Annotated in this window: 18 protein-coding genes; 8 read left to right on the top strand and 10 right to left on the bottom strand. The window is 73.6% G+C overall.

Annotated elements, in window-relative coordinates:
• Window positions 1-92: 92 nt before the first annotated feature.
• The gene (locus ACH4TG_RS33935) at window positions 93-1,388 is read right to left on the bottom strand and encodes an MFS transporter (RefSeq protein WP_398246485.1); all 1,296 of its coding nucleotides are present in this window, start codon (window positions 1,386-1,388) and stop codon (window positions 93-95) included.
• A gap of 289 nt (window positions 1,389-1,677) precedes the next feature.
• Here ACH4TG_RS33935 and ligD point away from each other — a divergent pair, with 289 nt between their 5' ends.
• Window positions 1,678-2,676: a non-homologous end-joining DNA ligase gene (gene ligD, locus ACH4TG_RS33930; protein WP_398246484.1), complete on the top strand. Its 999-nt coding sequence runs from the start codon at window positions 1,678-1,680 to the stop codon at window positions 2,674-2,676.
• 72 nt (window positions 2,677-2,748) lie between these two features.
• The gene (locus tag ACH4TG_RS33925) at window positions 2,749-3,201 is read left to right on the top strand and encodes a GNAT family N-acetyltransferase (protein ID WP_398246483.1); all 453 of its coding nucleotides are present in this window, start codon (window positions 2,749-2,751) and stop codon (window positions 3,199-3,201) included.
• Between the two features lie 83 nt (window positions 3,202-3,284).
• On the opposite strand, the gene ACH4TG_RS33920 is transcribed toward ACH4TG_RS33925, so the two are convergent.
• Window positions 3,285-4,667, bottom strand: a complete 1,383-nt coding sequence (locus tag ACH4TG_RS33920) for a serine hydrolase domain-containing protein (protein ID WP_398246482.1) — start codon at window positions 4,665-4,667, stop codon at window positions 3,285-3,287.
• Between the two features lie 1,569 nt (window positions 4,668-6,236).
• Here ACH4TG_RS33920 and ACH4TG_RS33915 point away from each other — a divergent pair.
• Window positions 6,237-8,879, top strand: coding sequence for an alpha-L-rhamnosidase C-terminal domain-containing protein (locus tag ACH4TG_RS33915; RefSeq protein ID WP_398246481.1), 2,643 nt, complete (start codon window positions 6,237-6,239; stop codon window positions 8,877-8,879).
• Window positions 8,880-8,931: 52 nt separating this feature from the next.
• On the opposite strand, the gene ACH4TG_RS33910 is transcribed toward ACH4TG_RS33915, so the two are convergent.
• The gene (locus ACH4TG_RS33910) at window positions 8,932-9,309 is read right to left on the bottom strand and encodes a hypothetical protein (protein WP_398246480.1); all 378 of its coding nucleotides are present in this window, start codon (window positions 9,307-9,309) and stop codon (window positions 8,932-8,934) included.
• A gap of 136 nt (window positions 9,310-9,445) precedes the next feature.
• On the opposite strand from ACH4TG_RS33910, the gene ACH4TG_RS33905 reads away from it, so the two are divergent.
• Both ACH4TG_RS33905 and ACH4TG_RS33900 read left to right on the top strand, forming a co-directional pair.
• Entirely contained in the window at window positions 9,446-10,243 is a 798-nt protein-coding gene (locus ACH4TG_RS33905; RefSeq protein WP_398246479.1) for a Scr1 family TA system antitoxin-like transcriptional regulator, read from the top strand.
• A complete protein-coding gene (locus ACH4TG_RS33900; protein WP_398246478.1) occupies window positions 10,236-10,457 on the top strand; it encodes a DUF397 domain-containing protein in 222 nt (73 codons plus the stop codon). The genes ACH4TG_RS33905 and ACH4TG_RS33900 overlap by 8 nt, the downstream gene beginning before the upstream one ends.
• 12 nt (window positions 10,458-10,469) lie before the next feature.
• Here the strand turns inward: ACH4TG_RS33900 and ACH4TG_RS33895 are convergent, their stop codons facing one another.
• Window positions 10,470-11,087: a TOPRIM nucleotidyl transferase/hydrolase domain-containing protein gene (locus tag ACH4TG_RS33895; RefSeq protein ID WP_398246477.1), complete on the bottom strand. Its 618-nt coding sequence runs from the start codon at window positions 11,085-11,087 to the stop codon at window positions 10,470-10,472.
• 384 nt (window positions 11,088-11,471) lie between these two features.
• Between ACH4TG_RS33895 and ACH4TG_RS33890 the strand changes: the two genes are divergently transcribed.
• Window positions 11,472-12,446, top strand: a complete 975-nt coding sequence (locus ACH4TG_RS33890) for a helix-turn-helix domain-containing protein (protein WP_398246476.1) — start codon at window positions 11,472-11,474, stop codon at window positions 12,444-12,446.
• A 241-nt stretch (window positions 12,447-12,687) separates the two neighbouring features.
• On the opposite strand, the gene ACH4TG_RS33885 is transcribed toward ACH4TG_RS33890, so the two are convergent.
• Window positions 12,688-13,521, bottom strand: a complete 834-nt coding sequence (locus ACH4TG_RS33885; RefSeq protein ID WP_398246475.1) for a GPP34 family phosphoprotein — start codon at window positions 13,519-13,521, stop codon at window positions 12,688-12,690.
• Window positions 13,522-13,698: 177 nt separating this feature from the next.
• Here ACH4TG_RS33885 and ACH4TG_RS33880 point away from each other — a divergent pair, with 177 nt between their 5' ends.
• Both ACH4TG_RS33880 and ACH4TG_RS33875 read left to right on the top strand, forming a co-directional pair.
• Window positions 13,699-15,450, top strand: a complete 1,752-nt coding sequence (locus ACH4TG_RS33880) for an FG-GAP repeat domain-containing protein (RefSeq protein ID WP_398246474.1) — start codon at window positions 13,699-13,701, stop codon at window positions 15,448-15,450.
• Window positions 15,451-15,601: 151 nt separating this feature from the next.
• Window positions 15,602-17,251: a N,N-dimethylformamidase beta subunit family domain-containing protein gene (locus ACH4TG_RS33875; RefSeq protein ID WP_398246550.1), complete on the top strand. Its 1,650-nt coding sequence runs from the start codon at window positions 15,602-15,604 to the stop codon at window positions 17,249-17,251.
• A 706-nt stretch (window positions 17,252-17,957) separates the two neighbouring features.
• Here the strand turns inward: ACH4TG_RS33875 and ACH4TG_RS33870 are convergent.
• From ACH4TG_RS33870 to ACH4TG_RS33850, 5 genes are all read right to left on the bottom strand, one after another.
• Window positions 17,958-18,584 carry a GPP34 family phosphoprotein gene (locus ACH4TG_RS33870; RefSeq protein WP_398246473.1) on the bottom strand — a complete coding sequence of 209 codons (627 nt, stop codon included), beginning with the start codon at window positions 18,582-18,584 and terminating at the stop codon, window positions 17,958-17,960.
• A gap of 14 nt (window positions 18,585-18,598) precedes the next feature.
• A complete protein-coding gene (locus ACH4TG_RS33865; RefSeq protein WP_398246472.1) occupies window positions 18,599-19,261 on the bottom strand; it encodes a GAP family protein in 663 nt (220 codons plus the stop codon).
• A gap of 287 nt (window positions 19,262-19,548) precedes the next feature.
• Window positions 19,549-20,475 carry an NAD-dependent epimerase/dehydratase family protein gene (locus ACH4TG_RS33860; protein ID WP_398246471.1) on the bottom strand — a complete coding sequence of 309 codons (927 nt, stop codon included), beginning with the start codon at window positions 20,473-20,475 and terminating at the stop codon, window positions 19,549-19,551.
• On the bottom strand, window positions 20,472-21,257 hold the full coding sequence (locus ACH4TG_RS33855) for a TetR/AcrR family transcriptional regulator (RefSeq protein ID WP_398246470.1): 786 nt from the start codon (window positions 21,255-21,257) through the stop codon (window positions 20,472-20,474). The genes ACH4TG_RS33860 and ACH4TG_RS33855 overlap by 4 nt, the downstream gene beginning before the upstream one ends.
• 1,223 nt (window positions 21,258-22,480) lie before the next feature.
• Window positions 22,481-23,293 (bottom strand): helix-turn-helix transcriptional regulator, encoded by an 813-nt coding sequence (locus ACH4TG_RS33850; protein WP_398246469.1) that lies wholly within the window; start codon window positions 23,291-23,293, stop codon window positions 22,481-22,483.
• Window positions 23,294-23,467: the final 174 nt, after the last annotated feature.

The following is a 23,467-nucleotide window of genomic DNA, read 5'->3' as shown; positions in this document are numbered from 1 at the left end:
ACCTGTCTATTCTACCGCCACCAGCGGTTTTCGGTCACCCCCCGCGCACGGGCGGATCACCGTCCACCGGCCGGCCGCGGCGCCGCGGCGGGTCAGCTCTCGCGGACCGCCTGCGGCACCTTGCGCCCGCTCAGCAGCAGTCCGGCCAGCGCGGCGGCGGCCAGCACGATCACCGCGGCACCGTACTCGCGGACGGTGTCCAGCAGCCCGCCGCCGTGCACCACGAGCACGCCGCCGATGACCGAGGGCACGCCCATGCCCAGATACGACACGACGTACAGCAGCGACAGCACGCCGGCCCGCTCGTGCGGCTCGACGAGCGGCACCACCAGCCGGATCCCGCCCTGGAAGCCGGAGCCGAAGCCGAAGCCGGCGATCGCGCTGCCGGCGAAGAAGCCGATGTCGGACAGGGCGCCGCCGCTGCCGGAGCCGATCGCCAGCAGGGTCAGCGCGACGCCGGCCACCAGGGTGGCGATGCCGGACGTCATCACGGTGCGGGTCGGCGCGTTGCGCAGCACCAGGGCGGACAGCGCGGCCGCGCCGGCCAGCACGAACAGGCTCAGGCCGCCGTAGACGACGGAGTTCGAGTGCACCAGGCTGCGGGTGATCGCCGGGCCCAGCGACCCGTAGAAGCCGGCCAGCGCCCACACCGCGAACAGCACCGGCGCCGCGATCGCGATCGGCCGGCGGGCGGCCCGCGGCAGCTTGAACTCGGGGGTCATGCTGGCCAGCGCGCCGGGCTTGCGGCTGACGGTCTCCGGCAGCAGCGCCACGCCGACCGCCTGCAGCACGAAGACGCCGAGCAGCAGCAGGTACACCAGGTGGGTGGGGGCGGGCAGGTACTGGACGACGACCCCGGAGGCCAGCGCGCCGGAGGCGGTGCCCAGCGGCGGGGCGAAGGAGTTGGCGACCGCGCCGCGGTTGCGGTCCACGTCCAGCAGTCCGGCGCCCATCGCGCCGAACGCCGCGCCGGTGGCGATGCCCTGCACGACGCGGGCGGCCATCAGCGCGGTCACGCTGCCCGCGGTGGTGAAGACCACCATCGCGGCGATCTGCCCGGCCAGTCCGACGAGCAGCACCGGGCGGCGCCCTATGTGGTCGGAGACCTTGCCGAAGAACAGCAGCGCGGCCAGCACGGCCAGCGCGTACACGCCGAAGACGACGGTCGTGGTGATCGGCGAGAAGCCCCATTCCTGCTGGTAGACCGCGTAGAGCGGGGTGGGGGCGCTGGAGGCGGCGAGGAAGGTGACGAGGAGCGAGGCGATGAGGACGAGGGACGCGGTGGGGCCGAGGGTTCGTCGGCGGCCGGGCTCGGCGCGGGTGCCGGACCTGGCGGTGCGCGGGGTGGCGGCCTGCTTCTGCTGCTGGACGGTGGCGGCGGTGGTCACGGCTGCTCCCTGATTGGACAGACCTGTCTAGTGCGAGCCCTAGATTAGACAGACCTGTCTGTTCGCGTCAAACGCGTGTGCCGAAGCGCAGGCCGGCAGGGGTACCTCGGGCAGATGGCGAGGGGCACCGCGCCTCTGGCACGCCTAGACCGCTCTGTCTTAGGCGCCGGGGCGACCGGCTCGGCGCGGCCGCGGCCCGCCGGCCTGGCGCGGGGGACGGCCGTGCGTCACCCGGAGGGCGCCGTTTGCCGGTGCCGCAGCCGGGGAGCCGGACAGTGTGGGAAACGCCGTGACCACGTCCCCTCTGGACCGGCTGCCGGCCGCCCAGCGGGCCCTGCTGCGCCCGGCCGACGGCCTGCCGCCGCGCGGCCCGATGCTGGCCACCCTGTCCGACCGCCGGTCCTTCGACGAGCGGTGGCTGTTCGAGCGCAAGCTCGACGGCGTCCGGGCGCTCGCGGTGTGCGACGCGGACGGGCCGCGGCTGCTGTCCCGCACCGGGCGGGTCGTCGACACCACCTACCCGGAGGTGGTCGCCGCCCTCGCCGCCCAGGACCGCGGGGGCCTCACGGTCGACGGCGAGATCGTCGCCCTGCGCGGCGGGCGCACCGACTTCTCGCTGCTGCAGCAGCGCATGGGCCTGACGGATCCGCGGGCGGTGCGGGCCAGCCCGGTCACCGTCACGTACTACCTCTTCGACCTGCTCGCGCTCGACGGCTGGGACACCAGCCGCCTGCCCCAGCGCACCCGCAAGTCGCTGCTGCGCACGGCCGTCGACTTCCGCGACCCGCTGCGGTTCACCGCCCACCGCAACACCGCCGACCTCGACGAGGCGTGCGCCAAGGACTGGGAGGGGCTGATCGCCAAGCGCGCCGACGCCCCCTACCAGCCGCGCCGCTCCCGCGACTGGCTGAAGCTCAAGTGCTCGCTCGGGCAGGAGTTCGTGATCGGCGGCTTCACGGAACCGGCGGGCTCCCGGGCCGAGTTCGGCGCACTGCTGCTCGGCTACTACGACACCGAGGGACGCCTGCGGTACGCCGGGAAGGCCGGCACCGGGTTCTCCGGGCGCACCCTGCGCAGCCTCGGCGCCCGCCTGGCCGGACTGCGCCGCCCGGCCTCCCCGTTCTCCCCCGCCCCGGCCGACCGCACGGCCACCTGGGTCGAGCCCGAACTCGTCGCCCAGATCGCGTTCACCGAGTGGACCCGCGACGGCCTGCTCCGCCACCCCCGCTACCTGGGTCTGCGCGACGACAAGTCCCCCCGCGAGGTCACCCGCGAACGCCCCGCCTGACAGCAGGCGCCGCATTGCACTAGTGCAGAATTATCTTGACGCTAGTTCAATCCTTCGATTAGCGTCCCCGGCATGGACACCCTGACCGTCACGCCCGCCCGCCCCGACGACTACCTGCGGTGGCGTGAACTGTTCGCCGGATACGCGGAGTTCTACGCCGTCAGCCTCACCGACGAGGAGTTCGACCGGGCCTGGCGGTGGATCCACGACCCCGCGCGGACCACGCGGTGCCTGCTGGCCCGCACCGCGGACGGACGGACCGTGGGGCTGGCCCACTTCCGCGTCGAGGAGTCGGCGCTCCACGGTGAACGCGGCTTCCTCGACGACATCTTCGTCGACCCCGCCCACCGCGGCGGCGGCGCCGTCGACGCCCTGCTGACCGAGCTGCGCCGGATCGCGGCCACCGAGGGCTGGCCGAACGTCCGCTGGCGGACCGCCGAGGACAACTACCGCGCCCGGTCCGCCTACGACCGCCACGCGACCCGCACCCCGTTCCTCACCTACGCGATGGACGCGGCGAGTTGACGATCACGCCGGGGCGCGCTCCCTACGCGCCGCCGGCCGCCGCCCCAGCACGGGGACGGCGGCCGGCGGCGGCACGGCGGGGGTCAGCCGCCGAAGACGTCCGCGAGGACGCGCTTCATCAGCTCGGCCGCCGGCACGGTGCCGTCGGGCGAGCGGCTGGAGTTGGCCAGCACCACGACCGTGGCCTGCTTGACCGGGTCGTAGGCGACGAAGCTGGAGTAGCCGGGGATCCTGCCCGCGTTGCCGACGAAGCCGGCGTAGTCGCCGACCGCCAGGCCGTACCCGGTGGCGCCGTACGCGGCGGTACCGGAGGCCGGGGACGACGACGAGGCCAGGGTGCCCGCCGCGCCCGCCTTACCTGACAGCTTCGCGAACAGCATCTGCTGCTTGCGCATCTGCGGGCTCAGCAGCTTGCCGGTGGCCAGCGCCGGCGCCCACCGGTTGAGGTCGGCGAGGGTGGAGCTGGCGGCACCCGCGGCCCACGCCCAGGACGCGTTCGCGGTCGTCACGTCGACCGGCTTGCCCGCCGACCAGTCCGCCCAGGCCGCGTCCTTCCCCGTGAGCACGGGAGCGGTCAGTCCGGCCGCGTTGGGCCCGTACTGGTAGCCGCGGGCGTGCGGGGCCGGGATCGCGACGCCGTTGTCGATCCTGGTGTCCTTCATGCCCAGCGGGCGGAAGATCCGCTGCTCCAGGAGCGTCTGCAGCGGCTGCCGGGTGACGCGCTCGGCGATCATGCCGAGCAGCACGCTGTCGGTGGCCGAGTCGTGGAACCCCGTGCCCGGCGCGAAGTACGGCTTGTGCCGGAACGCGACGGCCAGCAGCTGCCGCGGGGTGAACTGCGTGTCGGGGTGCTGGTCGAGGGTCTGGTTGAGCGCGGGGTCCTCGGCGTAGTCGTACAGCCCGCTGGTCATCTGCAGCAGCTGGCGGACGGTGATGCGCTTGCCGCCGGGCACGCCCGGGACGATTGCCGCGACCGGCTCGTCCAGGCCGAGCCGGTGCTGACCGGCCAGCTGCAGGACCAGGGTCCCGGTGAACGTCCGGGTGACGTCACCGATCCGCAGGTGCTCCGCGGCGTCCATCTGCTGGCCGCTGCCCAGGTAGTCGGTGCCGAGCGCGGCGGTCGTGGTGCCCCACTTCGGCATCGTCACCGAGACGATCGCGCCGGGGATGCGCAGCTTCTGCATCGTGCCGACCAGGTCCGGCACGAGCTTCTTCTCCATCAGCCCGGTCTTGGTCGGGTCCGGCGCGGGATTCGCGAGGGACGGGCTGCCGAACGCGGGCGCGGCGGCCGTCAGCGGCAGCAGCGAGGCGAGCAGCACGGCCTTCCAGCCGCGCCGGAGACCTGTCTTGGGGCGCCGCGCAAGGCGGGGAGCGGCGCCGGCCGGAAGGGAGTCGGGGACGGAGGTCGGAGGGGAGACCGGCCGAGCGGTGCGGGCGGTCCGTGAGATCTGCAGACGCGGTGTCATTCCTGTTTCCAGTTCGCCGCGGGGAAAGGTCGGGACGGTCATAACATCCGATATGCCTCGTTCCTCCGGCTTCCCCTGTCGGTGGGCGTGTCCACCCGCCCGACTCCCCCAAAGCCGCGCCCTCCGCCATGGCCCGCGGGGCCGACAGCACCCGCGAACGTCCGCGGGCCGCCCACCCCAGCGACCTCCATCAGCATGACCCCGCCGACCTGCGGATCGCCGAAGATCGCCGGGATGGCCGCGGCCGACCCGGCGGCGACCATCAGAGCGTCGCGGGCCCCCGGGGCGCTTCCCCGTCCCACGGTTCACCGTGGATGTTCCTCGCTGGGCACACCTCGCGCCCCCGGGTTCCGGGGTGCCTCTCGCTGCGCTTGGCCGTGTGCTGGTCTCGTCGTGGCTGGTGGCGCAGTTCCTCGCGCCCCTGGCGGTGCACCTTCGGTGGGTGGGGTCGGGGCCGCCACGGGAGTGTCTCCTCGGAACTGTGCGTGCGGCTCTCTCCATTGGGTTGCCCGGGTGTGTGCACAGTTCCTGCGGGGACACTCCCGCACCGTCCCCTCCCGGGCCCGCCCCCGTCTGCGGGAAGCAATATGGCGGCGGCCGCCCATGGGGACGCGGGGTCCCCCAGCGCTTCGCCTGGGAGGTGCCCCCAGCGCGCCCAGCCACCAACGATGTATGCGACGGCACCGATGCCGATCGGGCAGCCCGGGTGCCGCGGGGGGCGTAAGGAATGGGGGCGTCGCCGCTGGCGGCAACTGGGGTGCCCGTGCGGGTGTTTTGCCGGCTGCGGGTCTCGTCCCGCCTGAGCGCGCAGTTCCCCGCGCCCCTGGAGCATCGCCCCTCCGGGGCGGGGGTCCGGGGTGCCCCCGGGCCCACGTTGCCGGGTGCGCTGTGCATGGGTGGCTGGTCGCGCTGGGGGCACCTCCCAGGCGAAGCGCTGGGGGACCCCGCGCCCCTGGGGTGACCGCCGCCCCAATTCCTCCCGCAGACGGGCGACGGCCGGGAGGGGACGGTGCGGGAGTGTCCCCGCAGGAACTGTGCATCCCCCCGGCCCACCCAATGGAGAGAGCCGCACGCACAGTTCCGAGGAGACACTCCCGTGGCGGCCCCGACCCCACCCACCGAAGGTGCACCGCCAGGGGCGCGAGGAACTGCGCGCTCAAGCGGGACGAGACCCGCACGCGGCAAAGCCCCCCGGGGGCAGCCCGGTTGCCGAGGGGCACGAGGTCCCCCAGGGCTTCGCCGGGAGGCGCCCCCCGCGCGACCAGCCGAGACGAGACCGCACGACGGCAAAGCACCCTGCGGGGCACCCCAGTTGCCGAGGAGCGCCAGCAAGCAGAGTTACCCAGATCCCGTGATCGATTCAGAGCCGAGCCCTCGCTCAAAGGAATGAGGTAACCGCAGAATGCGCAAGGTATGGACGCGGCCAAGCGTCCCCTATAGTCTCTCCCCGCAGCGCGGACTTGAATCGTTTCACGGCGCAGCGCCACCCCAAGCGCCACCAGGAACACCACCGGCACCACAACCCAAAGCCCGCACGGCCAGTGCCACCTCACCCTCAGGGAGCCGCAGATGCCGCACACCCCGAACCCCAAGCCGCCGCACGGCATCGAGCGCCGCACGGTCCTGTTCGCCGGACTCGGCAGCGCCGCCCTGGCCGCGACCGGTCTGACCCTGGGCTCCGCGGCCTCCGCCGCCGCCAGCACCCCCGCGGGCACCCCCGGAGCCGCAGCCGGCCCCGCGGCGGCCGGCGGCTGGCAGGCTTACGTCCAGGGCCCGGCGACGCCCACCGTCCGCCCCACCGGGATCCAGAAGTCCATCGGCAAGGTCACCGCGCCGGACGCGCTGCTGAAGCCCGGCGGCGCGGTCACCACCCTCACCCGCCCGGAGCCGACGCCGCCGCCCCGGTGGCCCGACGGCACCACGGCGACCGCGTCCTCCGCCCACGCCCCCAACAACGGCAACGACGGCAAGCCCCGGACGTACGACGCCTCGAACGCCATCGACGGCAACACCGACACGTTCTGGAACGACGACACGATCAACGCGTACCCGGACGTCCTCACCATCACCACGCCCTCCGCGGTGACGCTGCCCGGCATCACGCTGCTGTCCAACGCCGACGGCGTCCCCACCGACTTCACCGTCGAGACCTGGGACGGCTCCGCGTGGCACACCGCCGCCACGGTGACGGGCAACACCGCCGTCCAGCGGGCCGTGCCGTTCGACAACGATGTCAACACCTCGCAGGTCCGCATCACCGTCACCGCCGACCAGAACACGTCCAAGGGCAACTTCACCCGCGTCAACGAGGTGTACCCCGCGGTCCTGCCGGACGACGAGATCCCGCGCGTGGTCATCGACTTCGGCAAGGTCGTCGTCGGCTACCCGCACGTCCACTTCGCGTCCGCCTCCGCCAACAACCCCGGTGTGCGGCTGGCGTTCTCCGAGACACTCGAATTCCTCACCGACCGCAGCGACTTCACCCGCTCCGACCAGTCCGGCGCACCCGGCCACGGCACCGACCAGTTCGCCGTGCCGGCGGGCGGCGCCGACTGGAAGGACACCCAGGGCTACCAGAGCGGCACCAAGGTCTACGCCGACGGCCTGCACGGCTTCCGCTACCTGCAGATCAGCCTCGACGCACTGCCCGCCGACGCGCCCGCCGCCCTGCCGTACGGCGAAGTCGCCATCGACGCCGTGTGGTTGGAGTTCACCGCGTACGTCGGCACGCCCGACACGTACCGCGGCTGGTTCCTGTGCTCCGACGACGACCTCAACCGCTACTGGTACGGGTCGGCGTACACCAACGAGCTGGTCACCGACACCTTCCGCGCCACCGACATCGACCCGCGCGGCGCCGCGACCGCGGGCCTGGAGGGCAAGTTGGTGCTGCACGACGGCGCCAAGCGGGACCGCGACCCGTACGTCGGCGACCTCGCCGTGTCCGGCCGCACCCTGTACCTGACGCACGACGACGCGGCCGCGGCCGCCCGCAACGTCCTCGCCGACCTCGCGGACCACCAGCGCGGCGACGGCTGGATCCCGCCGGCCTCCATCAACGGGTACACGCTGCCGCTCTTCGACTACCCGCTCTGGTGGGTGACCTGCAGCTGGGACTACGTCCTCTACACCGGCGACCTGGCCTACGCCGCCCGCTACTACCCGCAGTTGCTGAAGGTCCTCGACACCTGGTACCCGTCGGTGACGGACTCCGACGGCCTGCTCAGCAAGGGCCTCAACGGCACGTCCGGGTACGGCGACTACGCGTTCCTCGGCCGCACCGGCCGCATCACGTACTACAACGCCAACTACGTCCAGGCCCTCAACGATGCTGCGTCGATGGCCCGTTCACTCGGCAAGAGCGCCGACGCCGACCGCTGGACGGCCCGCGCGAAGACGGTCGCCGCCGCGGTCAACGCCCACCTGTGGGACGCGGCCGCCGGCGCCTACCTGGACTCCGGCAGCGGGCCCGCCCGCCACGCCCAGGACGGCAACGCGATCGCCATCACCGCGGGTGTCGCCGACGCCTCCCGCGCCGCCTCCGCCCTGTCCCACCTGGACGCCACCACCGTGCGCCCGTACGGCAACGCCTTCATGGACAACGACACGATCTTCGACGGCGCGTCGCAGCGGGTGTACGCCTTCACGTCCTACCCCGAGCTGGTCGCGCGCTTCCAGACCGGCCGCGCCGACTCCGCCTTGGACCAGATCCGCCGCACCTACGGCTGGATGGACGCCCACGACCCCGGCATCACCGCGTGGGAGGGCATCGGCCCGGACGGGTCCCTCTACGAGGGCTCGTACACGAGCATGGCGCACGGCTGGTCGACGGGCGTGCTGCCCGCGCTGACCAACGAACTCCTCGGTATCCGGCCGACGTCCCCGGGTTACGCCACCTGGTCGGTCCGCCCGCATCCGGGCTCGGTCGCCTGGGCCCGCGGTCAGGCCCCCAGCCCGCACGGCCCGGTCCAGGCGGACTGGCAGCAGGGGTCGGCCGGCACCTTCACCCTCACCGTCACCTCGCCCAAGGGCACGTCGGGAACGGTGGCCGTGCCCACCGGCGGCCAGGCCGTCACCGTCCACGTCGACCGGCGCATCGCCTGGAACGGGGTCAAGTCCAAGGCGTACCAGGCCCGTCTGGAGGACGGCTACGTGGTGATGGACGGCTTCGCGCCCGGCACCCACCTCATCGAGGTGCGCCCGGCCGAGTAGACCGCAGGCCCGCATCATGGGGGTGCGGGCCTGCCGGGGCGCGGCCGGCCGGTCATCCGGCCGCGCCCCCACCAAGGAGGTCGTCTCCTTCGGCTCCCTCGTCGTCCCCGGCGCCCCCGCCGTCCTCGTCGTCCTCGTCGTCCTCCGCGGGCAGGGGAAGCCGCGCCCCCCGGCTCTCGGCGATCCGGTGCACCTCGCGCAGCGACTCCGCCAGCCGCTCGGACAGGAACCGCATCTGCGGCGGCGTCGCCGCGTCGTCCGCGAGCAGATCGGCCGCGTGGTCCAACAGGTCTGTTGCCATGCCGAGTTGGACGCTCTCGACGTTGTCCGCGACCCGGGACACGTACCCCCGGTCGCCGCCCATCAGATAGCACGGCTTGCCCTCGGCCGTCGTCCACGGCAGCAGCCGCCCGACCGTCACACCCACCACGTTCCCAACTCCCTGTAGTCAAAGGGCGATGCCCGTCGTATCGCTCTGTAGCGATCACCTCACACAGTGAGAGGTTTGGGGCTAGGCTCGCCAGAGAGATGCAGGTGACGCCCCTTTCGTCACAGAGGAGTTGACCGTGAGCAACCGATACGGGGAGTGGCTCCGGGCCCAGCGGGAGGCCCGCAGCCTCACCCAGCAGGAGCTGGCCGACCGCGCGTTCATGACCCGCTCCCACATCGCCCACATCGAGGCCGGCCGCCGCATCCCCTCACGCGACGACGCGCGGCGCCTGGACAAGGCCCTGGGTACGGGGGATGTGCTCAGCAGTTTTCTGCCGCAGGAAGACGCGACTGTGGCGGACTACTTCGAGCCTGCCCGCCAACTCGAACAACAGGCGGTGGAGATCCACGAGTTCGGCATCTCGTACGTGCCTGGGATCCTCCAGACCGAGGCGTATGCACGCGCCGTTCTGAGCACCAGGTACCCGCCCGTGAGCGAGGAGGAGCGTGACAGGAACGTCGTCACACGACTCGAGCGTTCCCGCATCCTCGCTGACCCCGTGACGCCGGTGGTGTGGGCGCTGCTGGACGAAGCTGTTCTGCGGCGCCCCGTGGGCGGCGGCGAGGTGATGGCCGAGCAGATCAGGCACATCGTTCATCTGGTGGAGTCGGGACGCACCCGGGCCCATGTCCTGCCGTTCACCGCCGGATCACACATCCTCATGTCCGGCATGCTGTCGCTGATGCGGTTCGAGGACCAGCCTCCTGCCGCGTACACGGAGGCGTTGAGCGTCGGGAAGTTGCACGACAGTCCGGTCACGGTGGAGCACATGCAGGGCATGTACGCTCTCGCGCTGAGCGACGCACTTCCACAGAAGGAGTCATTGGACCTCCTGCGGGCGGCAGCGAAGGAGTACGAGGAACGCCATGAATGAGCAGACCATCCCGCACGCGTCCGCCCTCACCGGGTGGCGCAAGTCGAGCCGCAGCGGCAACAACAACGACAGCTGCCTGGAAGTCGTGGACGACTACCCCGCCGGAGTCCCCGTTCGCGACTCCAAGGACCCCGAGGGACCTGCCCTGGTCTTCCCGCGGGCGGCGTGGGCGGCGTTCATATCGGCGGTGAAGAGGGGCGACCTGGGCGCGTGACGGGGGCCCGGTTCAGAGGGTGTTGAACAGGGCGTCGAGGGGGGCGGGGACGCGGTCGGGGGTGAGGGCCTCGACGAGGACGCGGCCGTAGTGGATCTTGCGGCCTTTCTTCGTGCCGAAGAAGCGGCGGAGTTGCTGCTGCGGGGTGCGGTCGCGCTGCGCCGGCTGCTGGAGGAACGTCTGCAGGGCGCGCAGGTCGCCTTCCGCGCGGACGAGTTGCTGGACGCGCGTCACGCCGAGAGCGCGGATGAGTTCGTCCTCCAGGTCGGCCGTGCAGACGAAGAAGTCCTGCTGGGTCGCGCCCGACCGCTCCCAGGCGCGGGCGTAGTAGCCGGCCTCCCGTTCGTCGCACAGGCCCGTGAGGCGCAGGTCGAGGCCGGGCGGGCCGAGGAGCCGGGTGAAGCGGGCGACGCTCATCGCCCCGCCGATCGGCAGCACGCACACCCCTTCGGCGGCGAGGTCACGGCCGCGGGCCGCGGCCAGGGCGTCGACCGCCGCGACGTCGCTCGGCCCTTCCAGCAGCACGGCCGCCCGTACCGGTACCCGGGCGACCAGCTCGCGCGCCTCGTCGCCGGTCGCCCCGGCCGCCCACGCGATCACCGCATCCCGGAAGGACCCCATGTCAGACATGCCCCGAGTCTCCGCCCTCGCCGGCCGCGGACGGTAGGCATTTTCCACCCGGCGCGTCGCCCGGACCCGTGTGTCCTCCTTCCTTGCGGCGGCCGCCGCAGGCGGGCCGGCCCCGCTGTTCAAGCTGGTGTTCGCAGACACGTTCGGACTGCAAGGATGTCCGGCGGCGAGCGCAGCTCGGGCGCAAACTGTCCTGATTGCCGGGCCGGTAGCCCACGGACGTCGAACCGGCCGCGGAGAAGTGGCCAGACCCGATCCATCGGCCCGGTGCGGGTGGCACCCCTTCGGCGGCCTGGGGGCTGCTCGTTGTCGCACCGCGTCCCCCGTGGTGGGTACCGTCGAGAGCGACGGCAAGGCGGCGACGCCGAGGACGAGGAGCGGTCGATGCGCGGCTCGCAGGGCAGGACCGACGAAGGGTTCTGGCAGTTGGTGCCGGGAGCGCCGAGCCGGCGCCTGGGGCCCGGCGTGCTGAGCTACCGCGGGTTCCGGCTGGACCTCAACCGGCCCGAGCGCAGGATCGAGTTCGCCAGCGGGATGATCACGATGGTCGTGAACATCGGCGGGCAGGTACGGATCGGTCCGGTGGACACCGGTGCGGCGAAGGGCAGTTCGGGGGCGGGGCCAGCCATGAGCGGGGCGACCGGCGCGGGGGCGACCGGCGCGGCACCTTCCGGCGCCGGGGCGTACGGTGCCAAGGCGGCGGCCAGGTCGTTCGCGTCGCTGGTCAACGGGCCGCGCTCCGAGGCGACGATGGGCGAGCACGGCGGGCGGGTGGAGGGCGTCGAGATCCATCTGGCGCCGTGGATGGCGTACACGCTGCTGGGCACCGACATGGCCGACGTGCGGGGCCTGATGCTGCCGCTGTCCGACGTCCTCGGGTCGCTGAGCGGGGAGTTGGAGGAGCGGCTGGCGGGGACACCGCAGTGGTCCGACCGTTTCGCCGTGCTGGACGCCCTGTTGGGGCAGCGGCAGTCCGAGGGCCGCACTCCAGCGCCCCAAGTGATCTGGGCGTGGTCGGAGTTGATCCGCTCGGACGGGCTGGTGCCGCTGAGCCGGCTGAGCGCGGTGACCGGCTGGAGCGCCCGCCACATCGAACTGCGGTTCCGGCAGCAGATCGGGCTGTCCCCGAAGACCGCCTCGCGGGTGCTGCGGATCCAGCGGGCCCTGCGGATGCTGACCGCCGGGGCCGCGCCGTCCGCCGCCGCGGCGGCCTGCGGTTTCTACGACCAGGCGCACCTGCACCGGGACTTCAAGACGATGACCGGCTGCACGCCCGGCGAGTTCCGCCTCCGGCGGGCGGCCGTGAAGCGCCCGGTGGACCGGATGCCGGGGCGGGTGACGAGCGCGCTGGTGCGGTGACCCAGCCCGGGGGGCGGGCCGGCCGGGGGGCGGGACCGCACGAACCGGAGCGCATTTCTCCAATACGCGGCGGGCGGACGGCTGTGACCATGGTCGTTCCTACGGAGGCAACCCGTAGCTGGCCACCTCCCTCGGAGGGCGGCTCGGCCCGGAGCAGGGGATCGGACCGGGCCGCCCCCATTTTTCTCCCGGCCGGACGCTCAGCCTCTCGTCGGGCATCCCATCCCTCAGGGCCGCGCGCTCACCAGCCGCCGTGCCCGTCCCCGCCTCCGCCTCCGTGGTGGCCGCCGCCGTCGTGGTGTCCGCCGTGGTGATGGCCCCCGCTCGGGTCCGCGGACGTCCAGGTCCCGGCGTTGAGGTCGTGCCCGAGGCCGTGGCCGCCGGTGCCGAAGTCGGCGTAGAGCGTGGTGAGTTCACCGAAGAGGCGGCGGGAGAAGGCGTCGATGCCCTTGGCCGCGATCGCGGCCTTCTCCATGTCCACGGCGCGGGCGGCGCCCCCGATGGCCGAGGAGAGGGTGCCGGCGGCCTCGGTACGGGCGGCGAGCCGGCGCCGGGCCGCACGTCCGCGCAGCCCCGGGTAGGCGATGTGGGCCAGCCCCACCGCCTGGACCAGCGCGGCGAGCAGCGGGTGTCCCTGACCGGTGTCACCCCCGCCGTCGTCCGGCCCGTCGAGGCGTTCCAGCACCTCGCGCCGGTGCGCCGCGTCCACGTACAGGATGTCGTGGTGGCTGCGGCCCCCGCGGTCCCGCCACCGCCGCACGCGCACCAGCTTGCGGTCCTCCAGCCGCGACAGGTACTCGTACGTCAACGCGCGCGGCGTGGCCCGCAGCCACTCCGCCAGGCTCGGCGCCGGATCCGCCGTCCCCAGGCTGTGGAGCACGTTGTTCAGCCGCCGGTCCTCCACCCGCTCCGGATCCACCACCTCGATCCGCCGCTCCCCCACAGCGATCCGCCCCTGGGCCAGCAGATCCCCCAACTCCGCGGCCCTCACGGCGAACCGCAGCCGTTCCCCGCCGCGCAGCCGCCGCTTCCCCGGCTCCACGGCCACCAGCGCCAAGTCATCCCCCGTGCCCATACGTCCGAGCCTAGGCGCGCCCCCCGCTCCCGGCCCCGCCCAGGTATGTCCCCGTTCCGCCACAATCCCGCCTCGGCCGCTCCCGGCACCTCCGGCCACGCACGCCGGCCCCCTCCGTGACCCCTGGCACAATGTGCCGGTTCCCGCGCGCCGCGCGGGATCAAGGGAGGGGAACCCATGCCAGCGCGTACCGCGCGGACCAGACGGATCGCACTCGCCATCACTGTGCTCAGCGCCGTCATCGGACTCGCGCCCATCCAGTCCGCCACAGCGGACACCACCCCCGCGCCCACGGTCACGGTGACCGCCCCGCACGCCATTGACATGTACGGGCCCGCGCAGGAGTTGGACGTCACCATCGCGTCGCCGCCCACAGCGGACGCGTACGTGCGGCTGGAGTTCGCCGGTACGCCTGCCGGTCTGCATGTCACCGATGACTCGGGTACGGAGTTGCCGCTGGGCCCGGCCACGGGAAACTGGGGCATCCAGCACTACACCGAAGTCACCGTCGGTGCGCAGGACTCGGACGGCAACGGCGTGCCCGGAACGCCCCTGCCTGCGGACACGATCCGGCTGCACGTCCGCGCGGAGTACCCCCTCTTCCAGATGGTGTGGGTCACCGGGGTCCTGGTGGACGGTGCTACAGGCACCGAGCTGACCGTGTCACGCCCGAGCACCATCCTGTACATCAAGGGACCCCGCGTCGAAGTTGTGCCGCACACAACGGTGACCACCGGACAGTCCCGCCCGGCCCTGGCGGACTTCCACACCGAGATGTGGTCCGCGGGGACGACTCCCGTCCCGGTCACGCACACCCGGGTCACCTTCGCTCCCGAACAGATCGCAGCGGCCGGATACACCGCGGACCAGGTCGTCTCGAACGTGAGCATGTCGACGGCCATCGGCCTCGACGCGACCACGCTCACGCCGCTGGCCTGGAGCCGCGATCCCGACGGGTCGCTCAGCGTCGACATGCCCGCCATCGACTGGACCACCCTGAAGAACAACGCCAACCAACTCGACCAGATGCTGGGCGCCAAGGCGCCGTGGGGCTTCCCCGCCGGCAAGCTCATCGGATCGCTCCAGGTCCTCGACACCCAGGGCCGCCCGTACGACAGCGGCTCCGTCGAGCTGGACTTCGACGCCGACTACCGGCCCCCGGCCCGCCTGGCCGCGTTCTACGCCCGCGACGCCTCCGGCGAGCTGTACCAGTACCGCGGCGCCCAGTACGTCTCCGGACCCACCTGGTACGACCGGCGCCGGAACGTCGGACCCGGCTGGAACACCTACACCGCGCTCACCGCGCTCTCGGACTTCCGCAACAACGGCGCAGGCGACATGATCGGCCGCGACCACGACGGCGTGCTCTGGTACTACGCCGGCACCGTCAACATCACCCGCCCCTTCGGCGCCCGCACCCGCGTCGGCGGCGGCTGGAACACCTACACCCTGATCACCGGCGCCAACGACGTCACCGGCGACGGCCACCCCGACCTCATCGCCCGCGACAGCGCAGGCGTCCTCTGGCTCTACAAGGGCACCGGCAAGGCCACCGCCCCCTTCGCCGCCCGCACCCGCATCGGCGCCGGATGGAACACCTACAACCTGCTCACCCAGGCCGGCGACATGACCGGCGACGGCCACAACGACCTCCTCGCCCGCGACACCGCCGGCCGCCTCTGGCTCTACCGCGGCACGGGCAACGCCGCCGCCCCCTACGCCGCCCGCATCCAGGTCGGCAGCGGCTGGCAGGGCTACACCCACATCCTCGGCGTCGGCGACATGACCGTCGACGGCCACCCCGACGTCATCGCCACCGACAAGGCCGGCCAGCTCTGGTACTACGCCGGCACCGGCAACACCACCACCCCGTACAAGCCGCGCGTCGCCACCGGGCCCGGCTGGAACATCTACAACGCCCTGCTGTAGGCGCCGGCCGGCCGGGTGACCGCGGGTCCGTCCTCGGGGCCTGGGGCGGGGGCCTGGGGCGGGGAAGGCCCGCCTTTCGGTCGTTCTCGGCTCGTGGGGCAACGCGCGGGGCCCGACGATGCTCTAGGAGGACGTGGAAGGCGGGAGCGTGATGGGCGAGGGCGCGGACGGCGAGAAGGACCGGCAGGTCAGCGGCGAGGCGCCCGGCGGCGCGGAGCCGGCGGACGGCCGCGACGGGCAGGGGCTGGACCGGCGGCACTTCCTGGGCGCGGCCGCAGCCGCCACGGCCCTCGCCGCCACCGCCCTCGCCGGCTGCGACTCGGGGTCGGGCTCCGGCTCGGGGTCCAGCTCCACCACAAAGCCCGGGACCGGCCCCAGCCCCACCACCTCCGCGCCCGCCGACGCCGCCGCACACGACTGGCGGATCCACTCGGCCGGCCCGCCGGACGCGGTGGAGGGGTACGCCGACAAGGTCAGCGTCCTGCCCGGTGAGGAGTTCGGCCTGTACGTGTCGACGACGGCACCCGGCTTCCGGGTCTCGGCGTTCCGCGTCGGCTGGTACGGCGGCACGCAGGGGCAGCTGGTGTGGCGCTCGGCCCGGGTGGCCGGCCACCGCCAGGGCCGGGCGCAGCTGGTGGTGGCCACCCGCACGGTGGATGCGTCCGGCTGGCAGCGCAGCCTGCAGGTGCCCACGCACGGCTGGCCCGAAGGCGCGTACCTGCTGCGGCTGGACGCGGAGAACGGGCACCAGCGGTACGTCCCGCTCGTCGTCCGCTCGACCAGTGCGGCCGGCCGCACCCTGCTGATGCACGCTCCCGCGACCTGGCAGGCGTACAACCAGTGGGGCGGCTACAGCCTCTACCAGGGCCGGGACGGCTCGTACGCGCACCGCTCCCTCGCGGTCAGCTTCGACCGGCCGTACGACGGCAGCGGTGCGGAGAAGTTCCTGGTCTACGAGCGCGCGCTGGTCGTCCTCGCCGAGCGCCTCGGCATCCCCCTGGCCTACACGACGGGCCTCGACGTCCACCTCGACCCGTCCGTGCTGCACGGGGCGCACGCGGCCGTCGCGCTCGGGCACGACGAGTACTGGACGCCCGAGCAGCGGCAGCACGTCACCGCGGCGCGCGACGCGGGCACCAACCTCGCGTTCCTCGGCGCCAACACCTGCTTCCGCCGGGTCCGGCTGGAGCCCGGCACCGGCGCCGGCCGCCGCGACGGGCGGCCCCGCACCGTGGTCTGCTACAAGACCGACTACAACGCCGACCCGTACCTCGCGAAGCACCCGACGATGGCGACCACGGACTTCCGGGCGGGGCCGGGCGCGGACCCGGAGTCCTCGATGACCGGCGTCATCTACGAGGGGTTCCCGACGGACGCGCCGTTCGTCGTCGAGCAGCCCGACCACTGGGTGTTCGCCGGTACCGGCGTGCACAAGGGCGACTCCTTCCCGCATCTGGTGGGCGTCGAGTACGACCGGGTGAACCCGGGGTTCCATCCGCCGTCGCCGATCGAGGTCATCGCCCACTCGCCGCTGGTCTGCAACGGGAAGAGCAGCTATTCCGACGCGGCGTACTACACGGTTCCGAGCGGAGCGGGGGTGTTCGCCTCCGGCACGATGAGGTGGGTCGAGGGGTTGATGGCCGGTGGCCACGACGACGGGCGCGACCACGGGATGACGGCGCCGGCCGCGGCTTTTGTGGCTCGTGCCACGGAGAACGTGTTGCGGGCCTTTGCCGTGGGGCCGGCGGGGCGCTCTCGGCCTGTGCCGCGGGACAATGTGCGTTCGCTGTATCCGTCGTGAGGTGTCGGCTCCGCCTGAGGTGGCCCGGGGTGCGGCTTCCGGGCTGCCCGGCCGTGCTCTCCCGTCGAACGGTTCGCCGCCCCTTCGGCATCCGGGCTGCCCCGCGGGGTGCTTTGCCGTCGAGCGGCATCGTTGTGGCTTGTGGCGCAGTTCCTCGCGCCCCTTTCGGTGCACGTTCGGTGGGTGGGGTCGGGGCCGCCACGGGAGTGTCTCCTCGGAACTGTGCGTGCGGCTTTGTCCGTGAAGTGGGCCGGGGGGATGCACAGTTCCTGCGGGGACACTCCCGCACCGTCCCCTCCCAGCCCGTCCCCCGTCTGCGGGAGGAATGGGACTTGGGGTCACCCATGGGGGCGCGGGGAACTGCGCGCCCAGCCACCCACGCACCGCGCACCCGGCAACGCAGGCCCAGGGGGCACCCCGGATGCCCGCCCCGGAGGGGCGATGCTCCAGGAGCGCGGGGAACTCCGCGCCCAGCCACAACGCACACCGCAGACGGCAATTCACCCGGCGGGGCAGCCCAGTTGCCGCAGGGGCGCGGGGTCCCCCAGCGCTTCGCCTGGGAGGTACCCCCAGCGCGACAAGCCACAGCGGACCGTTCGACGGGGACGCAACTCCGGGGCACCCCCGGACGCCGCAGGGGCGCGGGGAACGGCGCGAGCAACCACGGCGGACCGTCGGACGGTGGAAGGTGCGGGCCGGAGGGCGGTCAGTAGCCGCGCCGGACGTTGTCCGCGGCCGCGTCCTCGAGGCGGCGAGCCCTCCGCTGCCGCTCCGCGGACAGCTCGGCGACGGCGTCGGCGACGGCGCCCAGAACCGAGGCCGTCGCCTCGTCAGAGGCGGGAGCCGCGTCCCCGCCGACGACACCGATCGCCGCGGCAAGAGTGGCGAGAACCGGCTCGTCCGCCCGCCTGCGGTGATGGGCCCGGCGGCGCGCCGCGGAGTCGACAAGGACCAGGCGGCTGTTCCTGACGACGAGCCAGCGGCGCCGGTTCTCGCGGACGAGGAGCCCGTTCTCCTGCATGGCGTCCAGGTAGGTGCGGGCCAGCCCGCGCCCGCGCCGCCACAGCCAGTCGCCGAGCGGCTCGTACGGCGGCTCCTGGACGAGCGCCGCGGCGGCCGCGGCGAGCAGCGGGTCCGCGGGCTGCTCCCCGGCGGGCGGCCCCGCCGGACGCGGAACGGGGACGAGCCGGCCGTCGGCCACCCGTATCGCGCCCGCGCCCAGCAGGTCGACGGCCTCGGCGCCGGCCAGGGCCAGCGACAGGTCACCGTGCTCGACCGGCCCGCTCGACGGCATGTCCATCGCGACGATCACCAGATCCCGCGGAGTGGTCATGTCACCTCACCCGATCATGTGACGAGTTGGTAGATGCTCCGGCCCATCAGCCACAGGCCGAGCGCCAGTGCCAGTGTCACAAGAGCCTGCTCCTGGTGCCGGTCGATCCACATACGCACCCCCGTCAGGCGCGCTTTGGCCTCGGCCGGGCGCCACGTCGCGTACATCTCCATGACCAGCAGGCTGGACGTGGCGAGCAGGCAGTAGCCCACCAGGGCCGCGTACGAGGCGGCCGACGACACGTGCGCCTGCACCACGGTGGCGACGCCCGCCGCGACCGCGCCCCAGGGCTGCAGCAGCACGCCGAGCGCGGCCGACGTCGCCGGGGTGACGCGGTCCAGCCGCGTCTGCCACTTCGGGGTCTTGCGCTTGCGGGCGTCCGCCGTCCCGGACCTGCGTCGTCGCCGCCGGTGCTCGGCGAACAGCACCATGCCGGTGCCGAGGGCCAGTTTGAAGGCCAGCGCGGCGGTGGACGACGCGCTCTGGTGCTTGGGCGGGTGGCCGCCGGTCAGCAGGACCACGGCCGCGATCAGCAGCACCAGCATCGCCAGCCAGGCCAGGATGAACGCCAGGCCGTTGCGGACGCCCCGCTGCGAGGACAGCAGCAGGATGAACGCCGTGTTGTGCACCGGCCCCAGGGTGATGGCCAGTCCGATGAGGAGCAGGTCGGCGACCATGGCCGGCGCTCACGCCGCGGCGGCGCGGGGACGGCGCGCGGCGCGGCGGGGGTGCGGGGCCCGGTGACGGTGCGGGGCCCGGTGACGGTGCATGGTGCCACGATCCGCCCCCGGCGCGGGCCGCGCATCCGGGCGGCAGCCGGGCGGACTCCGGACCGGTCCCGGGCCTGTCCGCCGTCCTGCCGCCGCGCCTCGCCGCGCACGGACAGCAGGGCCGCCGGCTCGGGAACGCCCGGTCCGGACCGCCGGCTCCGGACCGCCGGCTCGGTACTGCTGGCCCAGGACCGTCAGCTCGGGGTGAGGGCCCGCGTGCCTTCCCGGTACGTCGGGTAGGCCGGCTCCCAGTCGAGCGCCGCCTTCGCCTTGGCGTTGGACACCCGCATGGCGGTGTCGAGGACCATCACCGCGGCGTAGGGCGCGGCCAGCCTCAGCACCCAGCCGGGCACCGCACGCGGCGCCGGGGTGCCGAACGCCTCGGCCGTCGCCGCGATCATCTGCGTCCACGAGCACGGCTCGTCGTCGACGACGTTGTACGCCGTCCCCGCCTCGCCCCGGGTCAGCGCCGCGGCGGTCGCGGCGGCCGCGTCGTCCAGGTGGATCCACGGCAGCGGGTGGTCGACCCCGGACGGCACCGGCAGCCGCCGCTTGCGGAGCATCCCGACGAGCAGCGACATGTCCCCGCCGTAGAAGAGGCCGTAGCGCAGGGACACGCCCTCGATGCCGCCGGCGGTGAACGCCAGCCGCTCGTTCTCGGCCATCGCCGCGACGTGCGGCGCGCAGGGGCCCTGCGGCACACCGCCGAACGGGTCGTCCTCGGTGAGCGTCCGCGACCCGTGGTCGGTGTAGCCGTAGCCCAACGCGATGGACTGGGTGAGGAAGCGGCGCGCGCCGACCAGCCGGGCCGCCTCCAGCAGGTTCCGGGTGCCCTCGGTGCGCAGGCGGTTGGTCTGCGCCATGTCGCGGTGCCGGGTCGGGGGCTTGGCGAGCGCGGTCAGTTCGTGGACGACGGCGTCGGCGGCCCGCCCGTCGAGCGCGTGCAGCAGCGCGGACCGGTCCATGGCGTCGGCGACGACGGGTTCCACGCCCGCGTCGCTGAGCCGCTTCGCGCCGCTCTCGGTACGGGTCAGACCGGTGACCTCGTGGCCCGCGGCGATGAGGCGGGCGGCGAGCGGGGTGCCGATGGCGCCGGTGGCGCCGGCGAGGAGGACCTTCATGGCAACTGTCCCTGTCGTGGTGGGTTTTGGAGGTCGGAGCTGCCGGGCCCCTGCGCGGGGGCGGCTTGTGCGGGAGTGCCTTGTGCGGGGGCGGCCTGCCCGGGGGCGCCGGGGCCTTCGCCGGCCGGGGCCGGGTCGAGCGGGGCGACGAGCGTCGCGACCAGGTCCGCGAGGGCACGGACGTACCGCTCCTCCGAGACGCCGGTGGGGTGCTCGCCGCCGAAGACGTCCCGCAGCAGCCAGTAGTGCGCGGTGGCGTTCATGGTCACGGCGGCCAGCGCCTCCCAGTCCAGGTCGAGGTCACCGCCGGCGGCCTCCGCCTGGGTGGCCAGCCAGCGGGTGAGGCCGCGGTGGTTGTCGCGGATCTCGTCGTTGCCGGCCCGGTCGAGCAGCTCGGGGAAGTCCTTGAGGTCGCGCAGCAGGATGCGGTTGAAGTCGCGTTCCTGCTCCAGGCGGCGCAGGCCGGCGACGGCGACGAACGCGAGGCGGTCGGTGAGCGGCAGCCGGTCGAGTGCGGCCGCCTCCGGGGTCTCGGCCGTCCCGCCGAGCAGCGCGCGCAGCGGGGCGCCTTCACCGATCAGCTCGGTGATGCCTTCGGCGAGGATGTCGGCTTTCGAGCGGAAGTGCTTGTAGAGGGCGCCGGAGCCTGGGGAGAGGCCGGCCGCCTCCTCGATGGCGGCGATCGTGGTCGCCGCGTAGCCGCGTTCGCCGAAGAGGCGCAGGGCTTCTGTGAGCACGCGGGTCCGCGTCGGGACGGGGTCCCGCGCGGGGGTTGTCGGCATGGTGGGCGTCCTCCCTCGAGCGACCGTCGCTCAGCCTGGCCCGACTGGGGCAAGCAAGTACTTACTTTCTTCTCTCGACGGTAGCCCTCCCCGCTTCCCGGGGCAACTCCCCGGGCGGCCCGGGTGCGGCTTCCGGGGTGCCCCCGGCCGTGCTCTGCCTCGCCCTGCCCGGGTCGCGGGATCCGGGGTGCCCCCGAGGGTGCTCTGCCTCGCCCTGCCCGGGTCGCGGGATCCGGGGTGCCCCCGAGGGTGCTCTGCCCGTCTGCCCCGCCGTCGTGGCTGGTCGCGCAGTTCCCCGCGCCCCTGGCGGTGCACCTTCGGTGGGTGGGGTCGGGGCCGCCACGGGAGTATCTCCTCGGAACTGTGCGTGCGGCTCTCTCCGTTGGGTGGGCCGGGTGGATGCACAGTTCCTGCGGGGACACTCCCGCACCGTCCCCTCCCGGGCCGGCCCCCGTCTGCGGGAGGAAATGGGGCGGGGCCGCCCAAGGGAGCCCAGCCACAACGGGTCCGCACCCGGCAACGCAGAGCCCGGGGGCACCCCGGATTCCCGCCCCGGAGGGGCGATGCTCCAGGAGCGCGGGGAACTCCGCGCCCAGGCGGGACGAGACCCGCAGACGGCAGAACACCCGCGCGGGCACCCCCAGTTGCCGCCAGCGGCGACGCCCCAATTCCTTACGTCCCCGCGGCACCCGGGCTGCCCCATCGGCATCGTTGCCGTCGCATGCTTCGTTGCTGGCTGGGCGCGGAGTTCCCCGCGCTCCTGGAGCATCGCCCCTCCGGGGCGGGCAGCCGGGGTGCCCCGGAGGTGCATTGCCGGGTGCGCGGTGCGTGGGTGGCTGGTCGCGCTGGGGGTACCTCCCAGGCGAAGCGCTGGGGGACCCCGCGCCCCCATGGGTGACCCCCGGTCCAAATGCTTCCCGCAGACGGGGGCCGGCCCGGGAGGGGACGGTGCGGGAGTGTCCCCGCAGGAACTGTGCACACACCCGGCCCACCCCACGAAAGAACCCGCACGCACAGTTCCGAGGAGACACTCCCGTGGCGGCCCCGACCCCACCCACCGAAGGTGCACCGCCAGGGGCGCGGGGAACTGCGCGACCAGCCACGACGAACCGCACGACGGCAACGGCGCCCAGGGGGCAGCCCCGACCCCGCGAGGGGCGCGGGCGGACCGTGGACGGGAGAGCACGGCCCCGGGCAGACCGGAAGCCGCACCCGGGAACACCTCAGGCGGAGCCGAGGAGGCGGAAGGCGCGGGCAGAAGGGGAGCCGGGGTCGGCGGTGACGAAGACGACCTGCTGATCGTCCTCGGGGACGACCAGGACGTCGCAGGTGACCCGGAGAGGGCCCAGCTCGGGATGGGTGACGGTCTTCGCCCGGTGCCCGGGCTGATGCACCGGATCCGCGTCCCAGATGGCGCGGAACTCCTCACTGCCCGCGCGCAGTTCGGCGAGCAGCCGACCCAGCTCCGGGTCGTGCGGATACCGCGCGGCCGAACGCCGCAGGCGGGACACGACGACGTGGCCGAACTCCTCCGCGCCGGAGGACGCATAGGGGCGGCCCGCATCCAGGAACCGCCGCCGCGCGAGGTTCGGCTCGTCGCGCAGGCCGGCGCCGAACAGGGCCCGCGCGAGCGGATTCGCGGCGATGACGTCGTAACCCGCGTCGGTGACGATCGCCCCGGTGCCGGGGAGGCGTTCCAGGAGGGCGGCCACGTGCGGGCGGACCCGGCGCGCGGGGCCGGACGGGGGCGTCGCGCCGGTACCGGCCAGCCGGAAGAGATGGGCCCGCTCGGCCGGGGTGAGCCGCATCGCCTCGGTGAGGGCGTCCAGGATCCGCGGGGACGGCCGCGGCGCGCGTGCCTGCTCGAGGCGCGCGTAGTAGTCGACGGACATGTGCGCCAGCTCCGCGATCTCCTCGCGGCGCAGCCCGGGGGTACGACGTGCGATTCCCTCGGGCAGGCCCACGTCCTCGGGCCGCAGCTGCTCGCGCCGGCCCCGCAGGAACCGCGCCAGGTCCGCCCGTACCGTCCGCGCCACCGCCGTACTCCCTTCCGCCACGCCGGACCCCCGTCCGGGCCCCGCCGTCCGGTGCACGGCAGCAGGCCCGCACCGAGAACCCCTGCCGGGAACAACGATCGGCGGCCCACGCCCCATACCCGCCCTGCGAAAGGCCCGGGTACCCCCGGCCGGGCCGGCCCGCCAGGGATCGGC

This window comes from Streptomyces sp. NPDC020917, assembly GCF_044333795.1.
In the GTDB taxonomy this organism is placed as follows: domain Bacteria; phylum Actinomycetota; class Actinomycetes; order Streptomycetales; family Streptomycetaceae; genus Actinacidiphila.
This window is presented reverse-complemented; position numbering and strand designations above follow the sequence as displayed.